This window comes from Arthrobacter sp. Soil761 (assembly GCF_001428325.1).
GTDB lineage: Bacteria > Actinomycetota > Actinomycetes > Actinomycetales > Micrococcaceae > Arthrobacter.
The window spans coordinates 26,324-49,836 of sequence record NZ_LMSF01000011.1; the positions used below are offsets into that span (position 1 = coordinate 26,324).

A 23,513-nucleotide genomic window follows, 5' to 3' on the forward strand; every position below is an offset into this window, starting at 1 on the left:
GTCAGGACCCCGAGGACCTGCCATGGACGGTGCCGCCGTTCCCGGGCTGGACCGGACTGGTGCTGCCGTTATTGCCATAGCTCTTGGAGCGGCGCGTGCTGTTGTCTTTGCGGGTTCCGTAGTCGTCGCCGTCAGAGCGGGAAGAACCGGATTTGGGCGTGCTCCCCTGGGTGCTCTTGTCCTGCGTGCTCTTGTCCTGGGTGCTGCTGTCCTGGGTGTGGGTGGTCCTGGCTATCACGGACGGCGTTGCAGCATAGACGGCAGCCGCCGCCACGCCGGCAGCGGCGAAACTGCCAACGCCCACGGCCGCGGTAATCCCGGTGGCGAGGCGCTTGCCCCTGCTGCGAGTACTCATGACCTGCTCCCGATCCTAGCGGCCCGTCTTTCCTCCCATGGTGCGCTTCATTCCTGTGTAGATCCTTTAAGGAAGCTGTTGATCCGGCCGATGTCCAGGGGCGGCCTTCACGGACGGTTCACCAGAGCGAGGGCAGGCTCCCCACCAAACGCTCGTACATGGCCAGGGCGGACCCGTCAGTGAGGGACGCCACCTGGTCGATGATCACGCGAAGGCGGGCGCCGTCGTCGTCCGCCGCCCGCCAGTCCGCAGCGAACATCGGCTCCAGATGCCGGTCCCCCGTGGCGCTGAGGGCTGTCACCAGGGCGTGCAGCACCTCGCGCTGGCGCTCATAGATGGGCTGCCGGTGTTCGGTGGTCATCACGAAGGTGGTGGCAAGGCCCTTCATCACCGCGATTTCCATGACGGTCTCGTCCGGGACCATGAGTTCGGCGTTGTAGCGCGTGAGGTTCTCCGGCCCGTAAACGGCCCGGGTGGTTTCCAGGGCGCTCTGGCAGAACCTGCCGATCAGCTGGCTGGTCATGTTCTTCAGGGCAGCCATGGACTTGCGGCTTCCATCCGCCTCGCGGACCCAGACGTCCGTGGCTTCGAGCCGTCCCAGGGCGGCGTCGATGGCGGCGGGGTCGTTGTGCGGGAGATACCACTGCTTGGCGTACCCCACCACCCGGGCGCGGTGGTCCGGGTTGTCCATCCAGCGCAGCTGGAAGTGGCCGGCAACGATCGCGTCCTCCACGTCGTGCACCGAGTAGGAGATGTCGTCGGCCAGGTCCATCACCTGGGCTTCCAGGCAGGTCCGGCGTTCCGGGGCGCCCTCGCGGATCCAGTTGAAGATGGGCAGGTCGTCCTCGTACGCGCCGAACTTGCTGGTGCGCTGGCCGTGGATCACCGGCGCTTCCAGCGCGGACCACGGGTATTTCGACGCCGCGTCAAGGCTGGCGCGGGTGAGGTTCAGTCCGGCAGGCCGGCCGTCAGCAGTGAGCACCTTGGGTTCGAGCCGGGTGAGCAGGCGGAGGGTCTGGGCGTTGCCCTCGAAACCGCCGATGGCATGGGCCACCTCGTTCAGCGCCGATTCGCCGTTGTGGCCGAAGGGCGGGTGGCCCAGGTCGTGGCTGAGGCAGGCGGTGTCCACCACGTCCGGATCGCAGCCCAGGGCACGGCCCAATTCGCGGCCTACCTGCGCCACTTCCAGGCTGTGCGTGAGGCGGGTGCGGACAAAGTCGTCGGTGTCCGGTGCCACCACCTGGGTTTTGGCGCCCAGCCTGCGCAGGGCCGAGGAATGCAGCACCCGGGCGCGGTCCCGCTCAAAGTCGGACCGGTAGGTGCTCTTCGGCGGCTCCTCAAACCAGCGGGCAGAATCGTGCGTGTCGTACCCGGGAAGCGCCAGGGCGGCGGTGGGGGTTCCTGCCGTCGGTGTTTCAGCCACCGGAAACATCCAGTTCTGCGGCGGAAATATCCCGGGACTGATCATCGTTCAGGGCCCGGGAGTCCAGCCAGTCCTTGGGCAGGGCAGGCCTCTTGGGTGAGCCGGCGCGGCCGCGCGGGCCCTCGGCGTCCACCCCCGGATAGGGCGAATCCAGATCCAGCTCGGCCAGGGTGTCCCGGAGTACCTCCAGGCTGGTGACCAGGGCCAGCCGGGTGCGCAGTTCCCCGCCCACCACGTAGCCCTTGAAGTACCAGGCGATGTGCTTGCGGATCTCGCGCAGCGCCTTCCCTTCATCGCCGAAGGTTTCCACCATCAGTTCTGCATGCCGGTAGACGCCCTCTGCCACCTGCCGCAGGTTGGGCCGGTGGCGGACGTCGCTGCCTTCGAAAGCGGCCTGCAGGTCGCCGAAGAGCCACGGCCGGCCCTGGCAGCCGCGGCCCACGACTACGCCGTCCACGCCGGTTTCGCGGACCATCCGGACGGCGTCCTCCGCGGACCAGATATCGCCGTTGCCCAGCACCGGGATGTCGGGCAGGGCCTCACGGAGCCGGGCGATGGCGGACCAGTCGGCCTTGCCTGAGTAGAACTGGGCGGCGGTGCGCCCGTGGAGGGCGACGGCGGCAACGCCGGAATCGCGGGCGATGCGGCCGGCGTCGAGGTACGTCAGGTGGTCATCGTCGATGCCTTTGCGCATCTTGATGGTCAGTGGAACGTTGCCTTTGGAGGCTTCCCTGACGGCGGTCTGCACGATCGAGGTGAAAAGGTCGGTCTTCCAGGGCAGGGCGGAGCCGCCGCCGCGCCGGGTCACCTTGGGAACGGGGCAGCCAAAGTTGAGGTCGATGTGGTCCGCCCTGTCTTCCTCCACCAGCATCCGGACGGCGGCGCCGACGGTGACGGGGTCCACGCCGTACAGCTGGACGGACCGGACCTTTTCGTCCTCGTCATGCGAGATGATGCGGAGGGATTCGGGTGTCCGCTCCACCAGCGCGCGGGAGGTGACCATCTCCGCCACGTACATGCCGCCGCCGTACTCACGGCAGAGCCTGCGGAAGGCGGAGTTGGTGATGCCGGCCATCGGGGCCAGGATCACCGGGGTGTCAACCGTGATGGGTCCCAGCTTCAGGGGCGGGAGTTCCAGCTTGGGGGCGGGGGGAGTTGCTGCAACAGTCACCTGTCCATTGTTGCAAAGCCGGGCAAATCGGCCATTCCCGCCAGTGCCAGTGGCCCGTCGCAGGTTTTGGGCAACCGGATTTCCAGGCTGGCCGACGCCCAGCAGCACGCGGCAGCAAAGCAGCCCGCTGAAAGGCCGTCCGTCGTAAGGCTGTTCAGCCGCGGTCGGCCCGGCGGCCCCGCCGGGTGGCGGGTTCGTGCACTTGTTCGTTCACTTGTTCGTGCGGGGGTTCGACGGCGGCGCGCCGGCTGCGCTGCTCGAGCGCGGCAGCGGCGAGCGCCCCGGTGTCCGCAACGCCGTCCGCGGGGCTGTGCCCGCCGTCGTTCTTTCCGTCTCCTGCTGCAATGTCCTGCGCCTCAGTGTCCTGTGACCCGGCAACCGCAGGAGCGGCGTCCGCGGCCCTGATGCCGGTTGCCTTGACTACGAGCACGGCGATCAGGGTGGTGACGGGGATGGCCAGGACCAGCCCGATCGATCCCACAAGGGTCCGGATGACTTCCTCGGACAGTTCGGCGCTGGTGAGGGTGTCCAGCAGCGGCCGGTCGTAGAGCATGACGATGATGAGGATGGGCAGTGCGGCGCCGGCGTAGGCGAAGGCGATGGTGTACACGGTGGAGGCGATGTGGTCGCGGCCGATCCGCATGGCGGAGGTGAACAGCTTCCGCGCACTGCTGGCCGGTGCCAGTTCGTAGAGCTCCCACACCGCGGAGGACTGGGTGATGGTGACGTCGTTGAGGACACCCAGGCCGGAGATGATGAGTCCGCAAAGGATCACCCCCGAGATGGAGATGTTGGCCGAGGTGTTCACCAGAGTGGCGGCGTCGTGGCTGCCCACTCCGGCAAGGTTGGCGGCGTCGGTGGCCCAGGCTGCCAGCAGCGCGGTGATGGCCAGGCCGAAGATGGTGCCCAGGAGTGCGGTGGATGTGCGCGCGGAGAATCCGTGCGCGAAATACAGCACCCCGATCATGATCACGGTGGAACCCACCAGGGCCAGCAGCAGCGGCGGTTTGCCTTCCACCAGGCCTGGAAGCAGGAAGTTGGCCAGCACGAAATAGGCGCCCACCAGCCCGATCAGGGCCCGGAGGCCGCGCCACCTGGCGACCGCGATGACCACCGCGGCGTAGAGCACGGCGAGCAGGACAATCGGCAGCGTGCGGACGAAGTCCACGAAGATGTAGGCCGGTGAGCCCTGCGAGCCCGTGGCGCCCTGGACCTTGGAGAGATTCAGGTACCGGATCTGGTCCCCGGGCTTGACCCCGTGCGAGGAGGCCACATCCGGGTTGATGACCACCTTCACCGGGCTGCCGCCCTTGTCCGGCTCCGTGAAGGCGAAGGTGCAGTCCGAGCCCTGTCCCGGCGGCTGCTGTGTGGTGCCCTGTTGGCCCGTGCCCTGTTGACCTGTCCCCTGTTGGCTGGTGCCCTGTTGACCCGTCCCCTGCTGGCTGGTGCCCTGCATGCAGTTTTCGGTCACCACGTTCTGGATGGTGCCCGTATCGAAGGTCACCCCGGGGGCTGTGGAGTACGGGTTGGCGAGCGAGACACCTTCCCTGCTGCCCGACGGCCACAATGCGGCCATCCCGGCCAGGGTCAGCAGCGCCAGCGGAATGAGCACCGCGGCAAGGATACGGTTCGCCTTGCTGCGGGCAGCCATCGCCTGGGGCGTCGGCTCCGAATGATCCAAGGAAGCATGGGAGTGACCGGCGCCCATCAGCAGTACAACCTCATGGTTGAACTCTACGTGGGCCGCCTTAGGGTTTATAAATGGACCATCGGGATGGGGAGGAACCAGGCATGGGCAACCGTGGTACGCATGGGCCAGGCGTTCAAGGGGCAGGAGTTCAAGGCGAAGGTGACGCCGGCGGGGTGCAGGCCGGGCAGGCGCCGGTGGTTCCCGGCCACCAGCCTGTACTGAGCGTCCTTGAAGCATCCGGCGACACCAAGGGCGTGGTCCTGGTCCTGCACGGCGGCAAGGCCCACAGCCGCGATCCGGTGGAGGCCCGGCACCTGAGTCCGGCCAGGATGGTCCCCTTCGCCAGGCACCTGCACCGCGCCGGCCGGAAACACGGGCTGGCCGTCTGGTCACTGCGCAACAGCGTCCGCGGCTGGAACGGGCCTGACATGTCGCCGTTGCAGGATGCCCGCTGGGCGCTGGGGAAGATTTCCGAACGCCACCCCGACGTTCCGGTCTTCCTGCTGGGCCACTCCATGGGCGGCCTGACAGCCGTGTGCGCAGCGGACCACGCCCAGGTTGAGGCCGTTGTGGCGCTTGCCCCGTGGCTGAGCCCGCAGACTCCCGCAGCCAGTGTCGCCGGAAGGAAAGTCCTGATCATCCACGGCACCACCGACCACATGACCAGCCCCTCCCAGTCCCTTGCCTTCGCCCGCCGGGCCTCGGCCGACGCCGCGAGCATGCAGTACGTGGCCCTCAAAGGCGTGGGGCACTTCATGCTCCGTAAGATCCGGGTGTGGCAGACACTCGCCACCGGGTTCGTCATCAAGTCCTTTGCCGAGAGCACGGGCGCCGCAGTCCGGCCGTCGCCTGCCTTCACCCGGCTGCTGCCGGACTCATCCGCCCAGGTCACCCTCTAGGCAGTTTCCCATGCCCTGGCGTCCACCAACCAACGACCGCTTCTACCGGCTGATCGTCCGGACCGGGCAGTTCCTGCGCTGGGCGCTGCGGCTGGACATCCACGCAACCGGCCTGGAACACCTGCCCGAAAAGGGACCCACCAGGGGGCCCTCGCGGCTGGTGGCCCCCGGCAAGGGGGCGGTGTTCGCCGTCACGCATTTCGGCTACCTGGATTTTGCCGTGCTGGAGCTGCTCCTGTGGCGGCACGCCCGTGCCCAGCTGCGGTTCCTGGTCCACCAGGGCGCGGCAGACCATTGGCTTGCCGGCCCCGCCATCAGCGCCAGCGGCCACGTGGTGGTGGGATATACGGACCGTTCGGACGCCTATGACGCCGCGGTGGCCAAGCTGCGCGACGGCGAGTACCTTGCCGTGTTCCCGGAAGCGGGGGTCAGCCGCAGTTTTACCGTACGCGAGTGCCGCACTGGGGCTGTCCGGATGGCTGCGGAGGCCGGCGTCCCGGTGATTCCGGTGTCCGTCTGGGGCGCCCACCGGGTGTTGACCCGCGGCCACGGCTTTTCCCTGCGCCGCAGCTGGCGGGCGCCGGTACGGGTGCACGTGGCCGAACCGGTGGTCTATCCGCCTGACGTTGACGTTGAAGCGGCCACGGAAGCACTGCGCCGGACACTGCAGTCAGGGATCGACCAGTGCATCGCCGGGTTTCCCCTCCGACCGGAATCCGGCGCGTGGTGGATGCCGGCGCATTTGGGCGGCGGCGCGCCGACCGACGCCGAGCGGCAGCTGCTGGACGCGGCAGACGCAGCCGCGGGCCGCCGTCGGGCTCCCCGCCGAAGGCAGGCCCCGCAACGGACAGCCCGCTCCCCCAAGTGACCCGCACGCAGCGTTGAGGGCCTGTGTGGGCGTCCAACGGGGGCCGCCTGGGGGCAGGCAGGCAGTTCCTTAGTCCGAGACCACCAGGGTTTCAGACCCCGCCAACCGTGCCTTGCCGCTTTCCAGCAGGGGCTCGACGGCGGCGCGCAGGGCGGCCATGGAGTCGTCCAGTTCCAGCATGACCGGGTGCTGGTACGCGATCAGGGCAAGCATGTCCCGGACCGCCTCCGCGGCATCGTTGGCGTCCAGCGAAGGCTCGTGCCCCACGAACACGTCGGTGGGCGTATCCGAACCTGAGCCCGCAGCCGCGTCAGCATGGGGTGCGGCGTCCGGGTCTGCCGGGGCCGCGTAGCTCACCGCGAAGGCACGGATGCGGCCCTTTTTGGTCGGCGCCACGCCTGAGCCGAACGCGGACTCCGGCTGCGCCCGCAGGACGATGGCGCCGTGGGCCCCGGTGAGCTCGTCCAGGAACAGCTTCTGCACCTGCCCCAGGGACAGGACGCCGGGCGAGTCCCACCCGTGGATGGAGGTGTAGTACCGGCCCACCACGTCGGTCAGCTCCACGGAGCCGGTGGCAAGGTCCATCACCACGTCCGAGCCGGCGTTCTCGCCGCTGGCCGCGCCGCCGTCGTCCTTGGCGGGGAACACCGGAAGCCGCAGGGCGCCCGGCTCCACCACCACAAGGCGGGAACGCTGGATGGGTGCCAGCCCAAACGCCTCGGCAAAGGCCGCCCCCGCGGTGCCGGGCTCCACCTTGGCGCGCAGCCTGGTGACCCCCGACGGCGCGTGTTCGGCCTCGCGCCGCAGCATGGTCAGGAGGCTCGCCCCGATGCCCGCGCGGCGGTGGTCGCGGGCCACCTCGATGTAGCACCAGAGGCGTTCCGGGTGCAGGGAGGCCTCATAGACGACGCCGGCCGCCACCGGAATGCCCACGCCGTCAATGACGTCCTCGGCCACGACGCAGCGGCGCCACGGGGAGCCGTCCCTCCCGTTGGAGGACACGGCCAGGGCCCCGCGGAACTGGCGGGCCTGGGCGGTGTCCGGGTCGCCCCAGATTTCCAGGAGCGCCAGGTCGTCGCCGTCCCGCCATTCGCGGTATTCGATGGCCATGCTCAGGCCCCGATCAGCCGTGCCGCCAGGTAGCCCTCCACCTTGTCCAGGGAGACCCGCTCCTGGCTCATGGTGTCCCGCTCGCGGATGGTGACGGCCTGGTCCTCCAGCGTGTCGAAGTCCACGGTGATGCAGAACGGGGTGCCGATCTCGTCCTGGCGGCGGTAGCGGCGGCCGATGGCGCCGGCGTCGTCGAAGTCGATGTTCCAGTTCTTCCGCAGCTGCGCGCCGAGGTCCTTGGCCTTCGGGGACAGGTCCTCGTTGCGGCTCAGCGGCAGCACGGCGGCCTTGACCGGGGCCAGGCGCGGGTCCAGCTTCAGGACGGTGCGCACGTCCACGCCGCCCTTGGCGTTGGGGGCCTCGTCCTCGGTGTAGGCGTCCACCAGGAAGGCCATGAAGGAGCGCGTGAGCCCGGCCGCAGGCTCGATCACGTACGGGGTGTAGCGCTCGTTGGTGGCCTGGTTGAAGTAGCTCAGGTCCTGGCCGGAGGCCTTCGAGTGCGTGGTGAGGTCGAAGTCGGTGCGGTTGGCGATGCCTTCGAGTTCGCCCCACTCCGAGCCCTGGAAGCCAAAGCGGTATTCGATGTCCGTGGTGCCCTTGGAGTAGTGGCTCAGCTTCTCTTTCGGGTGCTCAAAGAAGCGCAGGTTTTCCTCGCGGATGCCCAGGCCGGTGTACCAGGCCATGCGCTCCTTCATCCAGTACTGGTGCCATTCCTCATCGGTGCCGGGCTCGACGAAGAACTCCATTTCCATCTGTTCGAATTCACGGGTGCGGAAGATGAAGTTGCCGGGCGTGATCTCGTTGCGGAAGGACTTGCCGATCTGGCCGATGCCGAACGGGGGCTTCTTCCGGGAGGTGGTGAGGACGTTGTTGAAGTTCACGAAGATGCCCTGGGCGGTTTCCGGGCGGAGGTAGTGCAGGCCTTCCTCGCTGGCCACCGGGCCCAGGTAGGTCTTGAGCAGGCCGGAGAACTCCTGCGGTTCGGTCCACTGGCCGCGGGTGCCGCAGTTGGCGCAGGCAATGTCCTTCAGGCCGTTCTCGGCCGGCCGGCCCTTCTTTTCCTCGTATTCTTCCTCGAGGTGGTCGGCGCGGTAGCGCTTGTGGCAGGAGAGGCATTCCACCAGGGGGTCGGAGAAGACCTCTACGTGGCCGGAGGCTTCCCATACCTGGCGGGGCAGGATGACGGATGAGTCCAGACCCACCACGTCTTCGCGGCCGCGGACCATGGACTGCCACCACTGGCGCTTGATGTTTTCCTTCAGCTCCGCGCCCAGGGGGCCGTAGTCCCAGGCCGAGCGCGAGCCGCCGTAGATCTCACCGGCCTGGAACACGAAGCCCCTCCGCTTGGAGAGGGAAATGACCTGGTCGAGGACGGACTTTGCTGCCATGGGGTAACTCCAATTTCTACAGGGCCGCTGGGTGCGGTCCGCGGGTTGTCAGGCCCCGGCCGCCGTATGCCTGGAGGCACAGTGGGCAGGGTGCCGGGGCGAATGAAGGAAGATCGTTGAAAAGCTCGTGTCCTAGCGTACCGGCCGCTGCCTGCGGAGCGCGCCCCGCGGCCACGGCAGAGTTGCCAGGATGATCGCGGCGAGGGTCAGCAGGGTCCCGAGGACGGTGGCCGGGGCGACGACGGTGCCCGGGGCGGGCAGCGCCAGGTCCAGGGCCAGCGAGCCGAGCAGCTGGCCGGCAATCATGCCCAGCCCGGTGACCAGTACGCCAAGGCTGCGGACCAGGAGGGCGCCGAGCCCAATGAAGACGCAGCCCATGGGACCGCCCAGGTAGTACCACCATTCGGACGGCAGCGGGTTGGCTGGGCCGGCCACCGCCAGCTTCACCGCCAGCGCTGTCCAGAGCACGATGCAGCCGGCCACGAAGTTGACCAGGGTGGCCGCGATCGGTGTGCCGTAGTGGACGGTGGCGGTGCCGTTCATGGCCTGCTGGAAGCTCATCAGGAAGCCAGCCGCCACGGGCAGCAGGATGGGAAGCAGCAGGGAGGACGGACCACCGTCGGTTCCGCCGGCCTCCGCGCCGCTGAACCGGGGCGAAACCGCCCAGGCGACGGCGGCGATAGTGAGGACGCAGCCAATGATGCGGATGCCGGTGACGGATTTCTTCCCGGCCGGCCCGATTCCCAGGCGGTCCACCAGCAGGCCGCTCACGGTCTGCCCGGTGACCGTGGCCACGGTGAAGAGTGCCACGCCCAGGATGCCCACCGTGAACGACTGGGCAAAAACGAACAGCGCGCCGATGGCACCGGCCACCACGTAGATACGTGGAAAGGCGCGTTTGCGGACCGCGGGAAGGATGCCGGCCAGCCCCGCCCGCCCGCGCGGCAGGACCAGCGAAATCACGATCATGACCAGCAGGCCTGTGCTGAAACTCACGGCCGCCGCGGCGATGCCGTCACCGAGGCGGGCGCCCAGGGCCCCGTTGATGCGCCCCTGGACTGGGATGGCAAGGCCGGAACCCACGGCCAGGGGCAGGCCTGCGAGCACCGGCAGGCGGGAAGGGGAGGTCATTGAATCCACCTTAGTTCAGGCATTATTGCTCTATGAGCAACCCCATTGACGACGTCCCCATCCGCGACAGCATGATCCGGCTGGGCCAGCTGCTGAAGCTCGCCAACCTCGTGGAGGACGGCGTGGAGGCGGCGGAGCTCATCAAGAACGGGCTGGTCAAGGTCAACGGCGAAATCGACGACCGCCGCGGCCGCCAGCTGCACAACGGCGACGTTGTCACGGTGAACGGACAGAGTGTCCGGGTAGTGGCGCCCGAAACGGACTGACGCAACGCAGGCGCACTGCCCGGCGGAGGACGTGCAGGCCGCGTGACGTGACGTCCGCCGGGACTGCCGGCCGCCGTCGTACGCCTACTTGTTCAGCACCTCGTGAGTGAGGAACTCCCCCACGTGCCCGATCTCCTGCTGGTTGATCCCGTGCCACATGCCGGTGTAGAGCACCTTGGTGAGCTTGACGTGCTTGCGGACCCAGCCCATGGTGTACTCGATCTTGTCCTGGGTGATCACCGGATCCTGCTGGTCCCGGCCCCAGAACATGGGCACGGTGCCGTCCAGCTCATCGTCCCTGAACGAAGGGTCGCCGGCTGCGTCCACCACGAAACCGGACAGTCCGACGACGGCAGCGAAGTCCGTGGGCCGCTGCCGCAGGAGCGTGGTTGCCATGGCCATGCCCATAGAGAAGCCGAGCAGGGTCACCGACGGATGCCCCACCCGGATGGTGTCGATCCACTCCAGTACGTATGCCGAGGCCTTCTTGACCCGCTCCAGCGAGTACTCGATGGAGGCCGTGAGCGGGAACCAGGTGTAGCCGGGGCCCGTGGCGATCGGCGCACGCACGGACGCGACGGCGAAGTCCCCGGGCAGCAGGTCGGCCAGGCTGAGCAGGTCCCGCTCATTGGCGCCGTAGCCGTGGAGGAGCACCAGCAGCGGCTTGCCGTCGCGCTGGTCCTCCGGATGGGACCACAGGACAACGGGGGCAGGAAATACTTCGGCGTCAGTCATGGTTTCCATTCATATCAGTTACCCACAAGTAACAACCTACGTTCGCGTAGGCAGTGAAACGGAAGGCAGGATAGGACCGTGACTGACGCAAGTGACATCAAGGCCCCGTCCGCGCACCCGGGATCCCACCCGTGGACCCGTTACGTGGCGATGGGCGATTCCTTCACCGAGGGCATCGGCGACCCCGAACCCGCGAGCCCCGGCGGCCACCGCGGCTGGGCCGACAGGGTGGCCGAGGAGCTGGGCAGGACCCAGCCTGACTTCGCCTACGCCAACCTGGCCGTCCGCGGCCGCCTGCTGCAGCAGATCGTTGACCAGCAGCTGGCGCCTGCCCTGGAGCTGAAGCCGGACCTGGTCACCCTGTCGGCGGGCGGCAACGACCTCATCCGCCCGGGCGGCGACCCGGACGTGCTGGCCGAAAAGCTCGATTCCGTGGTCCAGATCCTGTCCCTGGGTGGTGCCACGGTGGTCCTGTTCAACGGACCTGACACCGGCTCGTCAGTGCTCGGCAGGATCCGCAGCAAGGTGGCCATCTACAACGAGAACCTGCGGACGGTGGCAACGCGGCACGACGCCATCATCGCGGACATGTGGTCGCTGCGGCAGTTGAGCGATCCGCAGATGTGGGACCAGGACCGGCTGCACTTCTCCCCGCTGGGGCACCACACCATAGCGGCCATGGTGCTGGACGCGCTCAACGTTGAGCATTCCCTGGAGCCGCTGCAGCCCAAGCCCCTGCCGCCCCGGACCTGGCGCGAGGCCAGGAGCGGGGACCTGGTGTGGGCGCGCGAATACTTCGTGCCGTGGGTGCTGCGGCGGTTGCGCCGCCAGTCCTCCGGGGACGGCATCACGGCAAAGCGGCCGACGCCGGGCCCCGTCTTCGGTCCGGGCGTTCCCTTGGGTGCCGGTGAGGGCCCGTTGGGAACGTCGGAGCCCAGCCGCCGGTAAGGCCGCCCGGGGTTAGGCTGGAAGGACAACACTCGAGAGGCGCGGCACCGTGAGCAGCTTGTTTTTCTGGATTATCGTCCTGTCCTTCGTCGTCCCCATGGCCATGCGGATGTACCGGCGGTCCGTGGCACGGCGGGACCGGGACCAGTCGTTGCCCGGGCGCTTCCCTGAACAGTTCCCGGGGCAATACGGACAAGACGGGTATCCCGGCCCCGGCCAGTACCCGGGACCGGGCCAGTATCCAGGCTCGGCCGGGCCGCAGAGCAACCAGCCCCGCGACGGCTATACCCAGCAGGACTACTTCTCCGGCGGCTTCCGCAGTATCCAGCGGCCGCAGCCCCTGGGCGACCCGCAGCCGTTGCCCCACCAGTACGGCCAGCAGCCTCTGCCGGACCCCGGCTACGGTCCCCCGCAGGGACAGGGGTTTGGTCAGCCAGGCTTTGGCCGGCCCGGCTTTGATCAGCAGGGGTCTCAGCAGCCGCGTCCCGGAGAGCCGACGCCGGGACAGTCCCCAGCGCCGGCCACTCCCCCGCCGCCGGCGGCACCGCAAGGGTACCGCGCCCGCAAGCTCGCGGAACTGGACCAGCAGTACACCAACGGTGAGCTGTCCATGGAGGACTACATGAAGCGGCGCAGCGACATCATGAACGGCTAGTAACAGGAGCGCCACCGGGCCTGCCCGGTGGCGCTCCTTTATGCGTTCAGTGCTCCTGTCAAGCTCAGTGGACCTGCGGGAAGCCCAGGTCAATCACCGAGGTGGAGGGATCCGGCCAGCGCGTGGTCACCACCTTGCCCCGGGTGTAGAACCGGATGCTGTCCGGGCCGTACATGTGGGTGTCGCCGAACAGCGAGTTCTTCCAGCCGCCGAACGAGAACGTGCCTACCGGCACCGGAATTGGCACGTTGACGCCCACCATGCCTGCCTCGACGTCGAACTCGAACTGCCGGGCCGCCCCGCCGTCACGGGTGAAGATGGCCGTGCCGTTGCCGAACTCGTTGTCGTTGACCAGCTTCACGGCGTCGCCGTAGGTATCGACGCGGACCACGGACAGGACCGGGCCGAAGATCTCGTCGTCGTACACCTTCATGCCCGGCTTGACGTGGTCCACCAGGCTGACGCCGATGAAGAATCCGTTTGAATCGAACTGCTGCGAGCGCCCGTCCACAACCACGGATGCGCCTTCATTTTCGGCCCCCGCCACATAGGAGGCCACGCGGTCCCGGTGCTCCGCGGTGATCAAGGGGCCCATCTGGGACGCGGGGTCCGTTCCCGGGCCGATCTTCAAACCCGCCATGCGGCTGGAGATTGCCTTCACCAGGTCGTCCGCGATGTTGCCCACGGCCACCAGGACGCTGACGGCCATGCAGCGTTCGCCGGCTGACCCGTAGGCGGCCGAAACCGCAGCGTCGGCAGCCATGTCCAGGTCGGCGTCGGGAAGCACCACCATGTGGTTCTTGGCACCGCCCAGTGCCTGCACCCGCTTGCCGTGTTCTGCCGCCCGCTTGTAGATCGACTGGGCAACGGGAGTGGAGCCGACAAAACTCACGGCTTTGACGTCCGGGTGCTCCAGCAGGACATCCACGGCTTCCTTGTCACCGTGGACCACGTTCAGCACCCCGGCCGGCAGGCCCGCTTCGGCGAAGGCCTCCGCGATGAAGACGGCGGCCGACGGGTCCTTCTCGCTGGGCTTCAGCAGCACGGTGTTGCCGCAGGCCAGGGCACTGCCGATCATCCACAGCGGCACCATGGCCGGAAAGTTGAACGGCGTAATGCAGGCTACGACGCCCACCGGCTGGCGGACGGAGTGCACGTCCACCCCGGTGGAGACCTGCTCGGACCGCTCGCCCTTGAGCATGTGGGACAGGCCGGTGGCGAAATCGATGTTCTCCAGGCCGCGGGCGATTTCGCCCTCTGCGTCGGAGAGGACCTTCCCGTGCTCGCTGGTGAGGATGGCTGCGAGCTCTGGCTTCCGCTGGGTCAGGATTTCGCGGACCCGGAAGAAGATGCCGGTCCGCCGGGCCAGGCTGGTGGCCCGCCAGGCCGGCAGCGCGGAACGGGCAGCCGCGATGGCTTCCTCTGTCCGTGCCGCCGAGGCAAGCGCCACCTGCTTCTCCTGTTCACCGGTGGCGGGATTGAACACTGGGCCGAAGCGGTCTGCGTCGCTGACGCGGGTGCCGTTGATGTAGTGCGGGATGGTTTCCACGGGGAGTCTCTTTTCCTGCGTTGCGTGGTGCGGGCTAGTTGGCGGACGGCGCCGGGTTGGCGGGTTCGAGTGAGCCGTCCACGAGCTTGATGATCATGGAGCAGTCCTTGCCGGCGTCACCGGCGTCAATAAGCCGCTGGAACAGCTGCTGGACGTGCCTGCCGATCTCCAGGGGCGTGCCGGTATCCTCGGCTGCGCTGATGGCCAGCCCAATGTCCTTGTTCGCCAGCTCTGTGGTGAAGGTGGGCGCGAAGCCGTTGTTCGAGGCTGCGGTAGGAACCACGCCGGGCACCGGGTACCAGGTCCGCAGTGCCCACGAGTCGCCCGAGGAGACAGAGGCAATGTTCCAGAAGACCTGCTTGTCCAGGCCCAGCCGGTCGGCGAGCACAGCGCCCTCCGCGGTGGAGGCCAGGTTGATGAAAAGCATCAGGTTGTTGCAGATCTTGGCCGCCTGCCCCGTGGTGGGGCCGCCCGTGGGGATGATGTTGGCGGCCATGGGGCCGATGTAGCCCGTGGCGTCCGCCACGGCCCCCTCTTCGCCGCCAACCATGAAAGTAAGCGTTCCCGCTTCCGCCCCGCTCATTCCACCCGACACTGGCGCGTCCACGAAGCGGAAGCCAGCGGCAGCAGCGGCGTCGTGCAGTTCCTGGGCGGAGGCGACGTCGATAGTCGAGGAGTCAATCAGCAGCGTCCGGGTGTCCGCGTGCGCCAGCACGCCGTCCCCGCCGAGATACACCGCACGGGCATGTTCGCCCTTGGGCAGCATGGTGAACACGGCGTCCGCACCATCCACCGCTTCGGCGATGCTGGCGGTCCGCTTGACGCCGCCTGCTTCAGCGGCTGCCAGGGCTGCCGGGTTGAGGTCGAAACCGCGCACATCATGCCCGGCTTTCGCCAGGTTTACGGACATGTGGCCGCCCATGTTGCCCAGGCCAATCCAACCGATAACTGCCACGAGTAAGCTCCTTTGCTTCCATTCCAGCCGTACTGCCGGCATGTCTGTGTCAACGATCACACCCTGCTAGAGTGCAATCAAGGGGAAAAATCACAGAGGCCATGTGCATTGCTGCACATCGAAGGAAGGACCGGAGTGGACCTGAGACGGTTGCCAAGCCCCGACGACCTGCTCATCCTGCTCACCGTTGCCCGCCTGGGCCGGTTCAACGCGGTAGCCGAGACGCTGGGAACAACCCACACCACCATCTCCCGCCGCATCCTCGCCCTGGACAGGCAACTGGGCGGCCGGACTTTGGAACGCAGCCCGCAGGGTTGGGAGCTGACGCAGCTCGGTGCCGCGGCCGTGGAAGCGGCAGAGGCGATCGAAGGTACCCTTGGCTCGCTGTCCGGCCTGATCAGCCAGGACCAAAGCACCCTCGCCGGCCTGGTCCGCGTCGCCACGACGGACGGCGTGGGGGCAGTGTTCGTCACCCCGTCGCTGGTGCGGCTCCAGCAGCAAAACCCGCAGCTGAACATCGAAATGCTCAGCGCCACCCGGAAAGTCAGCCAGAACCGGTCGGGCGTGGACCTGGAGATCGTGGTGGGCCGGGCGGACGTCACCACCGCGCAGACAATCTTCCTGAGCAACTACTACCTGCGCCTCTACGCAAGCTCAGCGTATGCCGCCCGGCATGGCCTGCCGGAAACGCTCGACGACGTGGGGCAGCACGGGTTTGTGTCCTACGTCGAGTCCGCACTCCAGGTGGCGGAGCTGGGGCCGCGCTGGTCCTCGCAGCTTCCGCTGCCCAGGACGAGCTTCCAGGCCACCAGCGTGTTCGCCCAGGTGGAGGCGGTACGGCAGGGTGCAGGCATTGGGCTGCTGCCCAACTTCATGGTGGCGGGCTGCGGGGACTTCGTGCCCGTCCTGGCGGCCGACTTTGAGCGCCAGCTCCCCATCTGGGCCGTTGCCCGCCCGGAGTCGCTCCGGTCCGCACCGGTCCAGGCAGTGATTGCGGCACTCAAGGCGGAAATGAAGGAGCGCTCCGGGGTGCTGGCGGGGTAAGCGCTGTTCTTGCGGACCCAGGCCCCCGCACAAGTCAGGCCTGGAACAGCCGCCTTACCACCTGCCCGGATGCCAGCGCATCCAGGCCCTCATTGATCTCGCTGAGCGGCCGGGTGTCAGTATGCAGCAGCTCAACCGGCAGCCTGCCTTCGCGCCAGAACGCCAGGTACTGCGGAATGTCGCGCGCCGGCACGGCATCCCCCATGTAGGAGCCCAGCAGCCGTTTTCCCGCCCCGGCAAACTGCAGGGCCGGCACCGTCAACTGGGCGGACGGATGGGGCAGGCCCACCGACACCACGGCGCCTCCCCGCGTCACCTGCTCCAGGCAGGAGGCGATAACGCCTGCTGATCCCACTGCTTCAATGGCAACGTCCACACCGTCCCCGGACGCTTCCGCGATCAGCCGTGCCGCGTCCTCCGGCGTTCCCACCGATGTGGCGCCGGCGTCGCGGGCCAGCTGGTGCTTGCCTTGGTTTGGATCGATGGCAATGACGTCGGCGGCTCCAGCGAGGCGCGCTGCCATGACGGCTGACAGGCCCACGGCTCCGAGGCCGAACACCGCTACGGACTGCCCCGGACTGACAGCCGCGGTATTCAACACTGCACCCATTCCGGTGAGCACGGCGCAACCAAACATCGCGGCAACCGTGTCCGGGACGTCGTCGTCGATCACCACCACCGATTCCCTTGCCACCACTGCGTAATCGGCGAAGGCCGAGACGCCAAGGTGGTGGTTGATCCGTTCCCCTGCCGGAGTCCGCAGCAGTGCCGGCCCGCGCAGCAGGTCGCCGGAGCCATTGACCTCTGCTGCACGGTGGCAGAGGGCCGGCCGGCCGGCCAGGCACGCACGGCACCCGCCACAGCTCGGCACGAAGACCAGCACCACATGGTCGCCGACGGACACGTCGAACACGCCGGCCCCCACGGACACCACCCGACCCACCGCCTCGTGGCCCAAGGCCATGGGCAGCGGCCGGACGCGGGAACCGTCCACCACCGAGAGGTCCGAGTGGCAGAGGCTGGAGTACGTGATGGCAACACCAAGCTCACCGGCGCGGGGCTCCGGCTGCTCCAGTTCCTGCACCAGCAGCGGAGCGGCCTCGGAGTAGGTCTGCTTCCCGTTGCCGGCCCCCGTGGTGGGGGCGGCGGGAACGGTGGAGTACAGGACGGCGGCTTTCACGGATCCTGCTACTTCTTGCGGGCGGCAAGGAGGTCGGCGGTGCCCTGGGCGTCGGCGGCGTCCACGTCGTGCAGCGAGATGCCGCGGGTTTCCTTCAGGAAGTAGACCGCGACGGCGGTAATGGCGCAGGCGATCAGCAGGTAGACCGCCACGGGGACGGAGGACTTGTAGGCGCCCAGGAGCGAGGCGGCGATGATCGGGGCCAGGGATCCTGCAACGATCGACGTCACCTGGTAGCCCAGGGAAACCCCGGAGTAGCGCATCCGGGTGGGGAACATTTCCGCCATGATGGCAGGCTGCCCGGCGTACATGAAGGCGTGGAACACCAGGCCGATCATGATGGCGGCCAGGATGATGGCATCGTTCTTGGTGTCCATCATGGGGAAGGCGAAGAAGCCCCAGGTGGCCCCCATGATGGCGCCGGCCATGTAGACGGGCCTGCGGCCAAACCGGTCCGACAGCTTGCCGACCATGGGCACGACGGCGAAGTGCAGGGCGTGGGCAAGGAGCAGCAGGAGGAGGATGCGGGTGGTGTCGGCCTGGACCACGGTTTTCAGGTAGGTGATGGAGAACGTGACCACGAGGTAGTACAGGATGTTTTCCGCCAGGCGCAGGCCCATGGCGGTGAAGACGCCGCGGGGGTAGCGCCGGAATACCTCAGCGACGCCGTAGCCCTTGTGGCCGGCTTCGACCTCTTTGCGGGCTTCGAGGAAGATCGGTGCGTCATTGACCTTGGTGCGGATGTAGTAACCGATCAGGACGATCACCGCGGACAGCCAGAACGCTACGCGCCAGCCCCACCCCAGGAAGGCGTCCTGGGTCAACGTGGAGGACAGGGTGAACAAGACGGCGGTGGCAAGCAGGTTTCCCAGCGGCACTGCCGACTGTGGCCAGCTGGCCCAGAAACCGCGGGATTTGCTGGGGCTGTGTTCGGCCACGAGGAGGACGGCGCCGCCCCACTCGCCGCCAACGGCAAAGCCCTGGGCGAACCGGAGGACCACCAGCAGTGCGGGAGCCCAGTAGCCGATCTGCTGGAACGTGGGCAGGCAGCCCATGAGGAAGGTGGAGACGCCTACCAGGATGATGCTCAGCTGCAGCAGCTTCTTGCGTCCGAACTTGTCGCCGAAGTGGCCAAAGACGATGCCGCCGATGGGGCGCGCCACGAAACCGACGGCATAAGTGAGGAAGGCGGCGATGATGCCATCCAGTTCTGTGCCGGCGTTGGGGAAGAAGGCCTTTCCGAACACCAGGGTGGCAGCCGAGGCGTAGAGGAAGAACTCGTACCACTCAACAACGGTTCCGGCCATGGAGGCCGTAACCACTTTCTTAAGGCCTGAAGCCTTGACGTCGGTTTCCTCTGTGCGCCTTGCGGCGGAGCTTTCCGTACTCATGCGAACTCCTTCGGCGTCGTCGTCGACACCACGGGGACCAATCAATGGCGGCCGGGTGTGATGCACACCACGAACGCACCGGATTCGATTGAGTATGGTCTGCCTGCGGTGCAACCTCAACGCCGATTAGTGCAGAAGGCATCTGCAGGAATGCACATGCGGGGCGCTAGGCCAGGAAGCTGCTCCGGAGCTGGCTGCCCAGCTGCCCGATCTCTGTCAGGAACCCGTCGTGCCCGATCGGCGCCTGGATGACGTGGACGTCCACGTCCCCCGGCAGGGCCTGGGCCAGCTCACGGGACTGCGACGGGAAATACAGCCGGTCCGAATCCACGGCGGCCACGAAGAACCTGGCGGTGGACCTGGCCAGGGTTTCGGCCAGGGTTCCGCGGCCCCGGCAGATGTCATGGCTCATCAGCGCCTCGGTGAGGGCGATATAGCTGTTGGCGTCGAAGCGCTTCACGAGCTTGCTGCCCTGGTGGTCCAGGTAGCTTTCCACCTGGTAGCGGCCGCGGGCGGCCAGAGCCTCACCCTTCAGGGGCGACTCCGGCGCCTGGGGTTCCCGGCCGAAGCGGCCTTCCAGTTCAGCCGCGGACCGGTAGGTGATGTGGGCGATGCGCCGGGCAAGTGCCAGCCCGGCTTCCGGGCAGGGGCCGCCGTAGTAGTCGCCGCCGTTGAAGTGTGGGTCCTGCCGGATGGCCAGGGTCTGGGCCTGCGCGAAGGCGATCTGTTCCGCCGTGCTCGCGGCGCCCACGGAGATGACGGCGCAGCGCTGCACCCTCTCCGGGTAGGTCACTGCCCATTCAAGGGCGCGGGCGCCGCCCATGGATCCGCCCAGGACAGCGAACCAGCTGCTGATGCCCAGCTGGTCAGCCAGCCGGGCCTCTGCCAGCGTGCTGTCCCGCAGGGTGACCAGGGGGAAGCGGGAGCCCCAGGGGGCTCCGTCCGGGGCGGCCGACGACGGGCCCGTGGACCCGTAGCAGCCGCCCACGATGTTGACGGACACCACGAAGAACTTGTCCGTGTCCACGGGAGCGCCGGGACCGGCCAATTGTTCCCACCAGCCTTCTTCGTCCGTGTCGCCGCGGGTCACGTGGGTGCTGCCGGTCAGGGCGTGCTCGATCAGGATGGCGTTGCTGGCGTCGGCGTTGAGCGTGCCCCAGGTTTCGTAGGCCAGCGTGACGTCCGGGAGGTATCCCCCGGCTTCGAGTTCCAGCCCTCCGATGGAGGCGTAGCGGACAATTCCGTGTTCGGGGATGGTGGTTCGGGCGACGGTAACCGTCATGGCAAGACCTCTTCTACGCGCTTGCCTGCCGTCGTCTGACCGGCAGGCCAGGTCCTCACCCGGGGCACCCCACCGCGGATGGAGGGTTGCCGGCCAGCAAGCCGGGGCTGTCACTGGCACTCATGACCTGGTTTGAGTGTACGAAACACCCCCCGCTCCAGGCCAAGAGTGTGACTGGTTGTGACTTCCCCGCTTGCCGGCCCTCCCGGCGTCAGCCCTGGCGCGCTTTTAGCTCTGGGCGCCTTTGGCAGCGCGGAAACCCGCTTCCAGGTCGGCCAGGATGTCATCGATGTGCTCCAGGCCAACAGAGAGCCGGACCAGTCCCGGATTCACCCCGGCCACCGCTTGCTGCTCCGGCGAGAGCTGGCTGTGGGTGGTCGACGCCGGGTGGATGACCAGGGAGCGGACGTCGCCGATGTTGGCCACGTGGGAGTGCAGCTCCAGGGCGTCGACGAAGCGCTTGCCCGCCTCCGCTCCGCCGGCAAGGTTGAAGGCCACGACGGCGCCCGTTCCCTTGGGCCCGTACTTGCGGCCACGCTCGTACCAGGGGCTGGAGGGCAGCCCGGCGTAGGCGACGGATTCGACGTCGTCCCTTCCTTCCAGCCAGCGCGCCACTTCCGTGGCGTTGGCAACGTGGCGTTCCACCCGCAGGCTCAGCGTCTCCAGGCCCTGGGAGATCAGGAAGGCGTTGAAGGGGGAAACCGCCGAGCCAAGGTCGCGCAGCAGCTGGACGCGGGCCTTGAGGATGTAGGAGAGGTTGGCACCCAGCGCACCGTCGGCGCCTAGGTCGCGGGCGTAGACCAGGCCGTTGTAGGTGGGGTCCGGGGTGTTGAAGCCGGGGAACCGTTCAGGGTCCTTGCCGAAGTCGAATTTGCCGGAGTCCACGATCACGCCGGCAATTGCGGAGCCGTGGCCGCCCAGGTATTTGGTGGCGGAGTGGATCACGATGTCCGCACCCCACTCCAGTGGGCGGATCAGGTAGGGCGTGGACAGGGTGTTGTCCACGATCAGTGGCACGCCTGCCTGGTGGGCCACCTCGGAGATGCCTTCGATGTCCAGGACGTCCTGGCGGGGATTGGACACCACTTCACCGAAAAAGAGCTTGGTGTTCGGCTGGACGGCGTCGCGCCACTGGTCCAGGTTGTCGGGATCCTGGACGAACGTGACCGAGATGCCGAACTTCTTCAGGGTGTGGGCGAACAGGTTGTACGTTCCGCCGTAAAGGCTGGGGCTCGCCACAATATGGTCCCCCGCCTCCGCAATGTTCAGCACCGCGAACGTCTCGGCGGCCTGGCCAGAGCTCAGCAGCAATGCGGCCAGGCCCCCCTCAAGGCTGGCGATCCGCTGTTCGACGGCATCCTGGGTGGGGTTGCCGATCCGGGTGTAGATGGGTGCAAGTTCGGCGAGGGCAAAGCGGTTGGCTGCGCTTTCGGCGCTGGGGAACACGAAGGACGTGGTCTGGTAAATGGGGAGCGCGCGGGCTCCTGTGGCACTGTCGGGCTCCTGGCCGGCATGGATCTGGCGGGTTTCGAAAGACCATCCGTTGGACATCCAAATCTCCTTTGACGTGGGCCCGGAATGCGTGGGGCAGTACGGGCCGCGCTTGCTTCCGGCTCTTGCCGGACAGCCAGGTCCTCACCCGGGGCACCCCACCGCGGGTGGAGGGTTGCCGGCCAGCGAGCCGGGGCTTGGCGCTGGCGCTCATGACCTGCGCCCAGTCTAGGAACGGGGTAGTCGCCGTGGACAGCATTGTGACGAACAAGGTCGCCCTGCATGGCTTTCGAGCCGCCACAGGTGGGCCGCCCCGCACCCGGCCGGGGACGCCGCCGTCGTCCTTCGTGCCCATGTTCCCGGCCCTTTTCCCGGCCGCCTTTCCAGTAAGGGTACCCTTAGCTGAGAGCCGCATCACAAAGTGCCAAGATGTTGCCATGCGCATGGATCACGTCTCTTACGCCTGTGAACAAGATGGCCTCGCGGCCACTACCGAACGTATTTCATCTGCCCTCGGCGTTGAGGCAGTGAAGGGCGGGGTGCACCCCCGGTTCGGAACCCGGAATATGATCATCCCGCTCGCCGGGCACAAGTACCTGGAAGTCGTAGAGGTCCTGGACCACCCGGCTTCGGACAAGGCACCGTTCGGACAGGCAGTGCGTGCCCGTTCCGCGGCCGGTGGTGGCTGGATGGGCTGGTGTGTCGAAGTGGACGACCTCGCCCCGTTCGAGGCACGCCTTGGCCGCGCCGCGGTGAACGGCAACCGCAAGTTCCCGGACGGCCGGGAGCTGGTCTGGAAACAGATTGGCATCCTTGGCCTTATCGCAGATCCCCAGGTGCCATACATGCTCAAGTGGGAAGGCGACCCGGCACTGCACCCGTCCAACGCCTACCCCAGCAATCTTAAGATGAGCTGCCTGACCATCGCCGGCTCCGCGTCCCGCGTGACCGAGTGGCTGGGTGAACCGGTGGAGAAGCCGCTTGAGGACGTTGCGGTGGAGTGGGTCGCCCCGCATGGAACTCCGGGCATCCTGTCGGTCACGTTTGAAACCGCCAACGGAGCCGTCACCATCTGACGCTCCACCCCAGCCTCCCGGAATGTCCGGGAGGGGGTTCGCCGGGCCAGTACCCGGATCAGCTTCGGCCGCCATCAGGTGGTGACAACGGCGTCACTACCCGATGGCGGCCGAATTCATTTAAGTGGCTGCTTCCTACATCGCGGCGATCCAGGTCTGAATGTCGGTGCCTCGCTGGATGATGTGGGTATGGGAATCGGCACGGATGTTGGGGTGGTTTTGGAGGGTGTTTCTGCCTCTGTTGCTGCCCTCGATGCGCTGGACCGTGAGGATCATTTCCTTGCCGCCGGGTCCGGTGTTGGCGCTGATGTCGATGTGCTGCAGCGGCGGTATGAGCTCCGGCTGGAACGGCTGGAGGCAGTCTCCCGGGTCGAGGCTCAGCTCGCGGCGGTGAAGGCCCGTGACGCGGCAGAAGCGGTCGAGATCCAGCAGGCACTGCTTGCCCCCGACGCCCCGGTGGATGAGCGCATGTTTTCGGAGATGTCAACGGTGGAGGAGATCGCCGGTGTCCTGAGCATCAGTTCCGCGGCCGCAGGTGCTTTGGTGGAACAATCCCGGCGGGTGTGTTCCCTGCCGCCGCTCCTGGGCGCCCTGTCAGCCGGTGACCTGTCGTGGCAGCATGCCAGGATTGTCGCCGACGAAACCGAAGGGCTCACCCCGGACGGGGCTGCTGCCTTGGTGGCGCACTTCTTCGACCCCGACGCGCCCAACCCCGCCCGCGGCGCCGCGCCCGGTGAACTCGTCCCTGCCCGGTTCCGCGCCAAGGTCCGCGCCTGGCGGGAACGCCACCACCCCGAAACCCTCGMMAAACGCCACGCCAAAGGCGTCGCGGACCGGCGGATGGAATACACCCCCGACCGCGACGGCATGGCCTGGCTCTCGCTCTACCTCCCCGGCGACACCGCC

Annotated in this window: 22 protein-coding genes, 1 pseudogene and 2 riboswitches; of the genes and pseudogenes, 9 read left to right on the forward strand and 14 right to left on the reverse strand. The window is 67.5% G+C overall.

What is annotated here, in order from left to right:
* Position 1 precedes the first annotated feature (1 nt).
* The 4 genes from ASG79_RS08045 to ASG79_RS08060 all read right to left on the reverse strand — a co-directional run bounded on the left by ASG79_RS08045 (position 2) and on the right by ASG79_RS08060 (position 4,657).
* Positions 2–355, reverse strand: a complete 354-nt coding sequence (locus tag ASG79_RS08045; protein ID WP_056390000.1) for a hypothetical protein — start codon at positions 353–355, stop codon at positions 2–4.
* A 118-nt stretch (positions 356–473) separates the two neighbouring features.
* Complete coding sequence (locus tag ASG79_RS08050; RefSeq protein ID WP_051081449.1) at positions 474–1,787, reverse strand: deoxyguanosinetriphosphate triphosphohydrolase; 1,314 nt, start codon at positions 1,785–1,787, stop codon at positions 474–476.
* Positions 1,771–2,949 (reverse strand): tRNA dihydrouridine synthase DusB, encoded by a 1,179-nt coding sequence (gene dusB, locus ASG79_RS08055; RefSeq protein WP_018771634.1) that lies wholly within the window; start codon positions 2,947–2,949, stop codon positions 1,771–1,773. The genes ASG79_RS08050 and dusB overlap by 17 nt, the downstream gene beginning before the upstream one ends.
* 154 nt (positions 2,950–3,103) lie before the next feature.
* The gene (locus ASG79_RS08060; protein WP_235509763.1) at positions 3,104–4,657 is read right to left on the reverse strand and encodes a YibE/F family protein; all 1,554 of its coding nucleotides are present in this window, start codon (positions 4,655–4,657) and stop codon (positions 3,104–3,106) included.
* Here ASG79_RS08060 and ASG79_RS24080 point away from each other — a divergent pair.
* Genes ASG79_RS24080 through ASG79_RS08075 form a run of 3 tightly spaced genes read left to right on the forward strand, consistent with a single transcriptional unit; the run spans position 4,643 to position 6,406 of the window.
* Positions 4,643–4,861 carry a hypothetical protein gene (locus tag ASG79_RS24080; protein ID WP_056390007.1) on the forward strand — a complete coding sequence of 73 codons (219 nt, stop codon included), beginning with the start codon at positions 4,643–4,645 and terminating at the stop codon, positions 4,859–4,861. The genes ASG79_RS08060 and ASG79_RS24080 overlap by 15 nt on opposite strands.
* Entirely contained in the window at positions 4,813–5,538 is a 726-nt protein-coding gene (locus ASG79_RS08070) for an alpha/beta hydrolase (RefSeq protein ID WP_018771631.1), read from the forward strand. Before ASG79_RS24080 ends, ASG79_RS08070 begins: the two co-directional genes overlap by 49 nt.
* Positions 5,539–5,548: 10 nt before the next feature.
* Positions 5,549–6,406, forward strand: coding sequence for a lysophospholipid acyltransferase family protein (locus tag ASG79_RS08075; protein ID WP_018771630.1), 858 nt, complete (start codon positions 5,549–5,551; stop codon positions 6,404–6,406).
* A gap of 69 nt (positions 6,407–6,475) precedes the next feature.
* On the opposite strand, the gene ASG79_RS08080 is transcribed toward ASG79_RS08075, so the two are convergent.
* The 3 genes from ASG79_RS08080 to ASG79_RS08090 form a co-directional block, all read right to left on the reverse strand.
* Entirely contained in the window at positions 6,476–7,516 is a 1,041-nt protein-coding gene (locus ASG79_RS08080) for a GNAT family N-acetyltransferase (protein ID WP_018771629.1), read from the reverse strand.
* Between the two features lie 2 nt (positions 7,517–7,518).
* Entirely contained in the window at positions 7,519–8,904 is a 1,386-nt protein-coding gene (locus tag ASG79_RS08085) for a glycine--tRNA ligase (RefSeq protein WP_018771628.1), read from the reverse strand.
* Between the two features lie 132 nt (positions 8,905–9,036).
* A complete protein-coding gene (locus tag ASG79_RS08090; RefSeq protein ID WP_018771627.1) occupies positions 9,037–10,035 on the reverse strand; it encodes a DMT family transporter in 999 nt (332 codons plus the stop codon).
* 32 nt (positions 10,036–10,067) lie between these two features.
* On the opposite strand from ASG79_RS08090, the gene ASG79_RS08095 reads away from it, so the two are divergent.
* Positions 10,068–10,301 (forward strand): RNA-binding S4 domain-containing protein, encoded by a 234-nt coding sequence (locus ASG79_RS08095; protein WP_056390008.1) that lies wholly within the window; start codon positions 10,068–10,070, stop codon positions 10,299–10,301.
* Positions 10,302–10,385: 84 nt separating this feature from the next.
* Here the strand turns inward: ASG79_RS08095 and ASG79_RS08100 are convergent, their stop codons facing one another.
* Positions 10,386–11,036: an alpha/beta hydrolase gene (locus tag ASG79_RS08100; protein WP_056390009.1), complete on the reverse strand. Its 651-nt coding sequence runs from the start codon at positions 11,034–11,036 to the stop codon at positions 10,386–10,388.
* Between the two features lie 78 nt (positions 11,037–11,114).
* On the opposite strand from ASG79_RS08100, the gene ASG79_RS08105 reads away from it, so the two are divergent.
* A complete protein-coding gene (locus tag ASG79_RS08105) occupies positions 11,115–11,984 on the forward strand; it encodes an SGNH/GDSL hydrolase family protein (RefSeq protein ID WP_018771624.1) in 870 nt (289 codons plus the stop codon).
* A gap of 49 nt (positions 11,985–12,033) precedes the next feature.
* Positions 12,034–12,639, forward strand: coding sequence for a hypothetical protein (locus ASG79_RS08110; RefSeq protein ID WP_056390012.1), 606 nt, complete (start codon positions 12,034–12,036; stop codon positions 12,637–12,639).
* A gap of 64 nt (positions 12,640–12,703) precedes the next feature.
* On the opposite strand, the gene ASG79_RS08115 is transcribed toward ASG79_RS08110, so the two are convergent.
* Positions 12,704–14,188 carry a CoA-acylating methylmalonate-semialdehyde dehydrogenase gene (locus ASG79_RS08115; protein ID WP_018771622.1) on the reverse strand — a complete coding sequence of 495 codons (1,485 nt, stop codon included), beginning with the start codon at positions 14,186–14,188 and terminating at the stop codon, positions 12,704–12,706.
* 34 nt (positions 14,189–14,222) lie between these two features.
* Positions 14,223–15,143, reverse strand: a complete 921-nt coding sequence (gene mmsB / locus ASG79_RS08120; protein ID WP_056390018.1) for a 3-hydroxyisobutyrate dehydrogenase — start codon at positions 15,141–15,143, stop codon at positions 14,223–14,225.
* A gap of 141 nt (positions 15,144–15,284) precedes the next feature.
* On the opposite strand from mmsB, the gene ASG79_RS08125 reads away from it, so the two are divergent.
* On the forward strand, positions 15,285–16,187 hold the full coding sequence (locus tag ASG79_RS08125) for a LysR family transcriptional regulator (protein WP_026266127.1): 903 nt from the start codon (positions 15,285–15,287) through the stop codon (positions 16,185–16,187).
* Between the two features lie 34 nt (positions 16,188–16,221).
* Here the strand turns inward: ASG79_RS08125 and ASG79_RS08130 are convergent, their stop codons facing one another.
* The 4 genes from ASG79_RS08130 to ASG79_RS08145 all read right to left on the reverse strand — a co-directional run bounded on the left by ASG79_RS08130 (position 16,222) and on the right by ASG79_RS08145 (position 21,591).
* The gene (locus tag ASG79_RS08130) at positions 16,222–17,367 is read right to left on the reverse strand and encodes a zinc-binding dehydrogenase (protein WP_056390021.1); all 1,146 of its coding nucleotides are present in this window, start codon (positions 17,365–17,367) and stop codon (positions 16,222–16,224) included.
* Between the two features lie 8 nt (positions 17,368–17,375).
* The gene (locus ASG79_RS08135; protein ID WP_018771618.1) at positions 17,376–18,758 is read right to left on the reverse strand and encodes an MFS transporter; all 1,383 of its coding nucleotides are present in this window, start codon (positions 18,756–18,758) and stop codon (positions 17,376–17,378) included.
* Positions 18,759–18,924: 166 nt separating this feature from the next.
* Positions 18,925–20,040 (reverse strand): homoserine O-acetyltransferase MetX, encoded by a 1,116-nt coding sequence (metX, locus tag ASG79_RS08140; RefSeq protein WP_056390024.1) that lies wholly within the window; start codon positions 20,038–20,040, stop codon positions 18,925–18,927.
* Positions 20,041–20,052: 12 nt separating this feature from the next.
* Positions 20,053–20,168, reverse strand: a riboswitch (SAM riboswitch).
* Positions 20,169–20,268: 100 nt separating this feature from the next.
* On the reverse strand, positions 20,269–21,591 hold the full coding sequence (locus tag ASG79_RS08145) for a bifunctional o-acetylhomoserine/o-acetylserine sulfhydrylase (RefSeq protein ID WP_056390026.1): 1,323 nt from the start codon (positions 21,589–21,591) through the stop codon (positions 20,269–20,271).
* Positions 21,592–21,634: 43 nt separating this feature from the next.
* Positions 21,635–21,749: riboswitch (SAM riboswitch) on the reverse strand.
* Positions 21,750–21,968: 219 nt separating this feature from the next.
* Here ASG79_RS08145 and ASG79_RS08150 point away from each other — a divergent pair.
* Together ASG79_RS08150 and ASG79_RS08155 are read left to right on the forward strand one after the other, a co-directional pair.
* Entirely contained in the window at positions 21,969–22,607 is a 639-nt protein-coding gene (locus ASG79_RS08150; RefSeq protein ID WP_026266126.1) for a VOC family protein, read from the forward strand.
* A gap of 189 nt (positions 22,608–22,796) precedes the next feature.
* Positions 22,797–23,513, forward strand: a pseudogene (locus ASG79_RS08155) (DUF222 domain-containing protein); the annotation flags it as partial.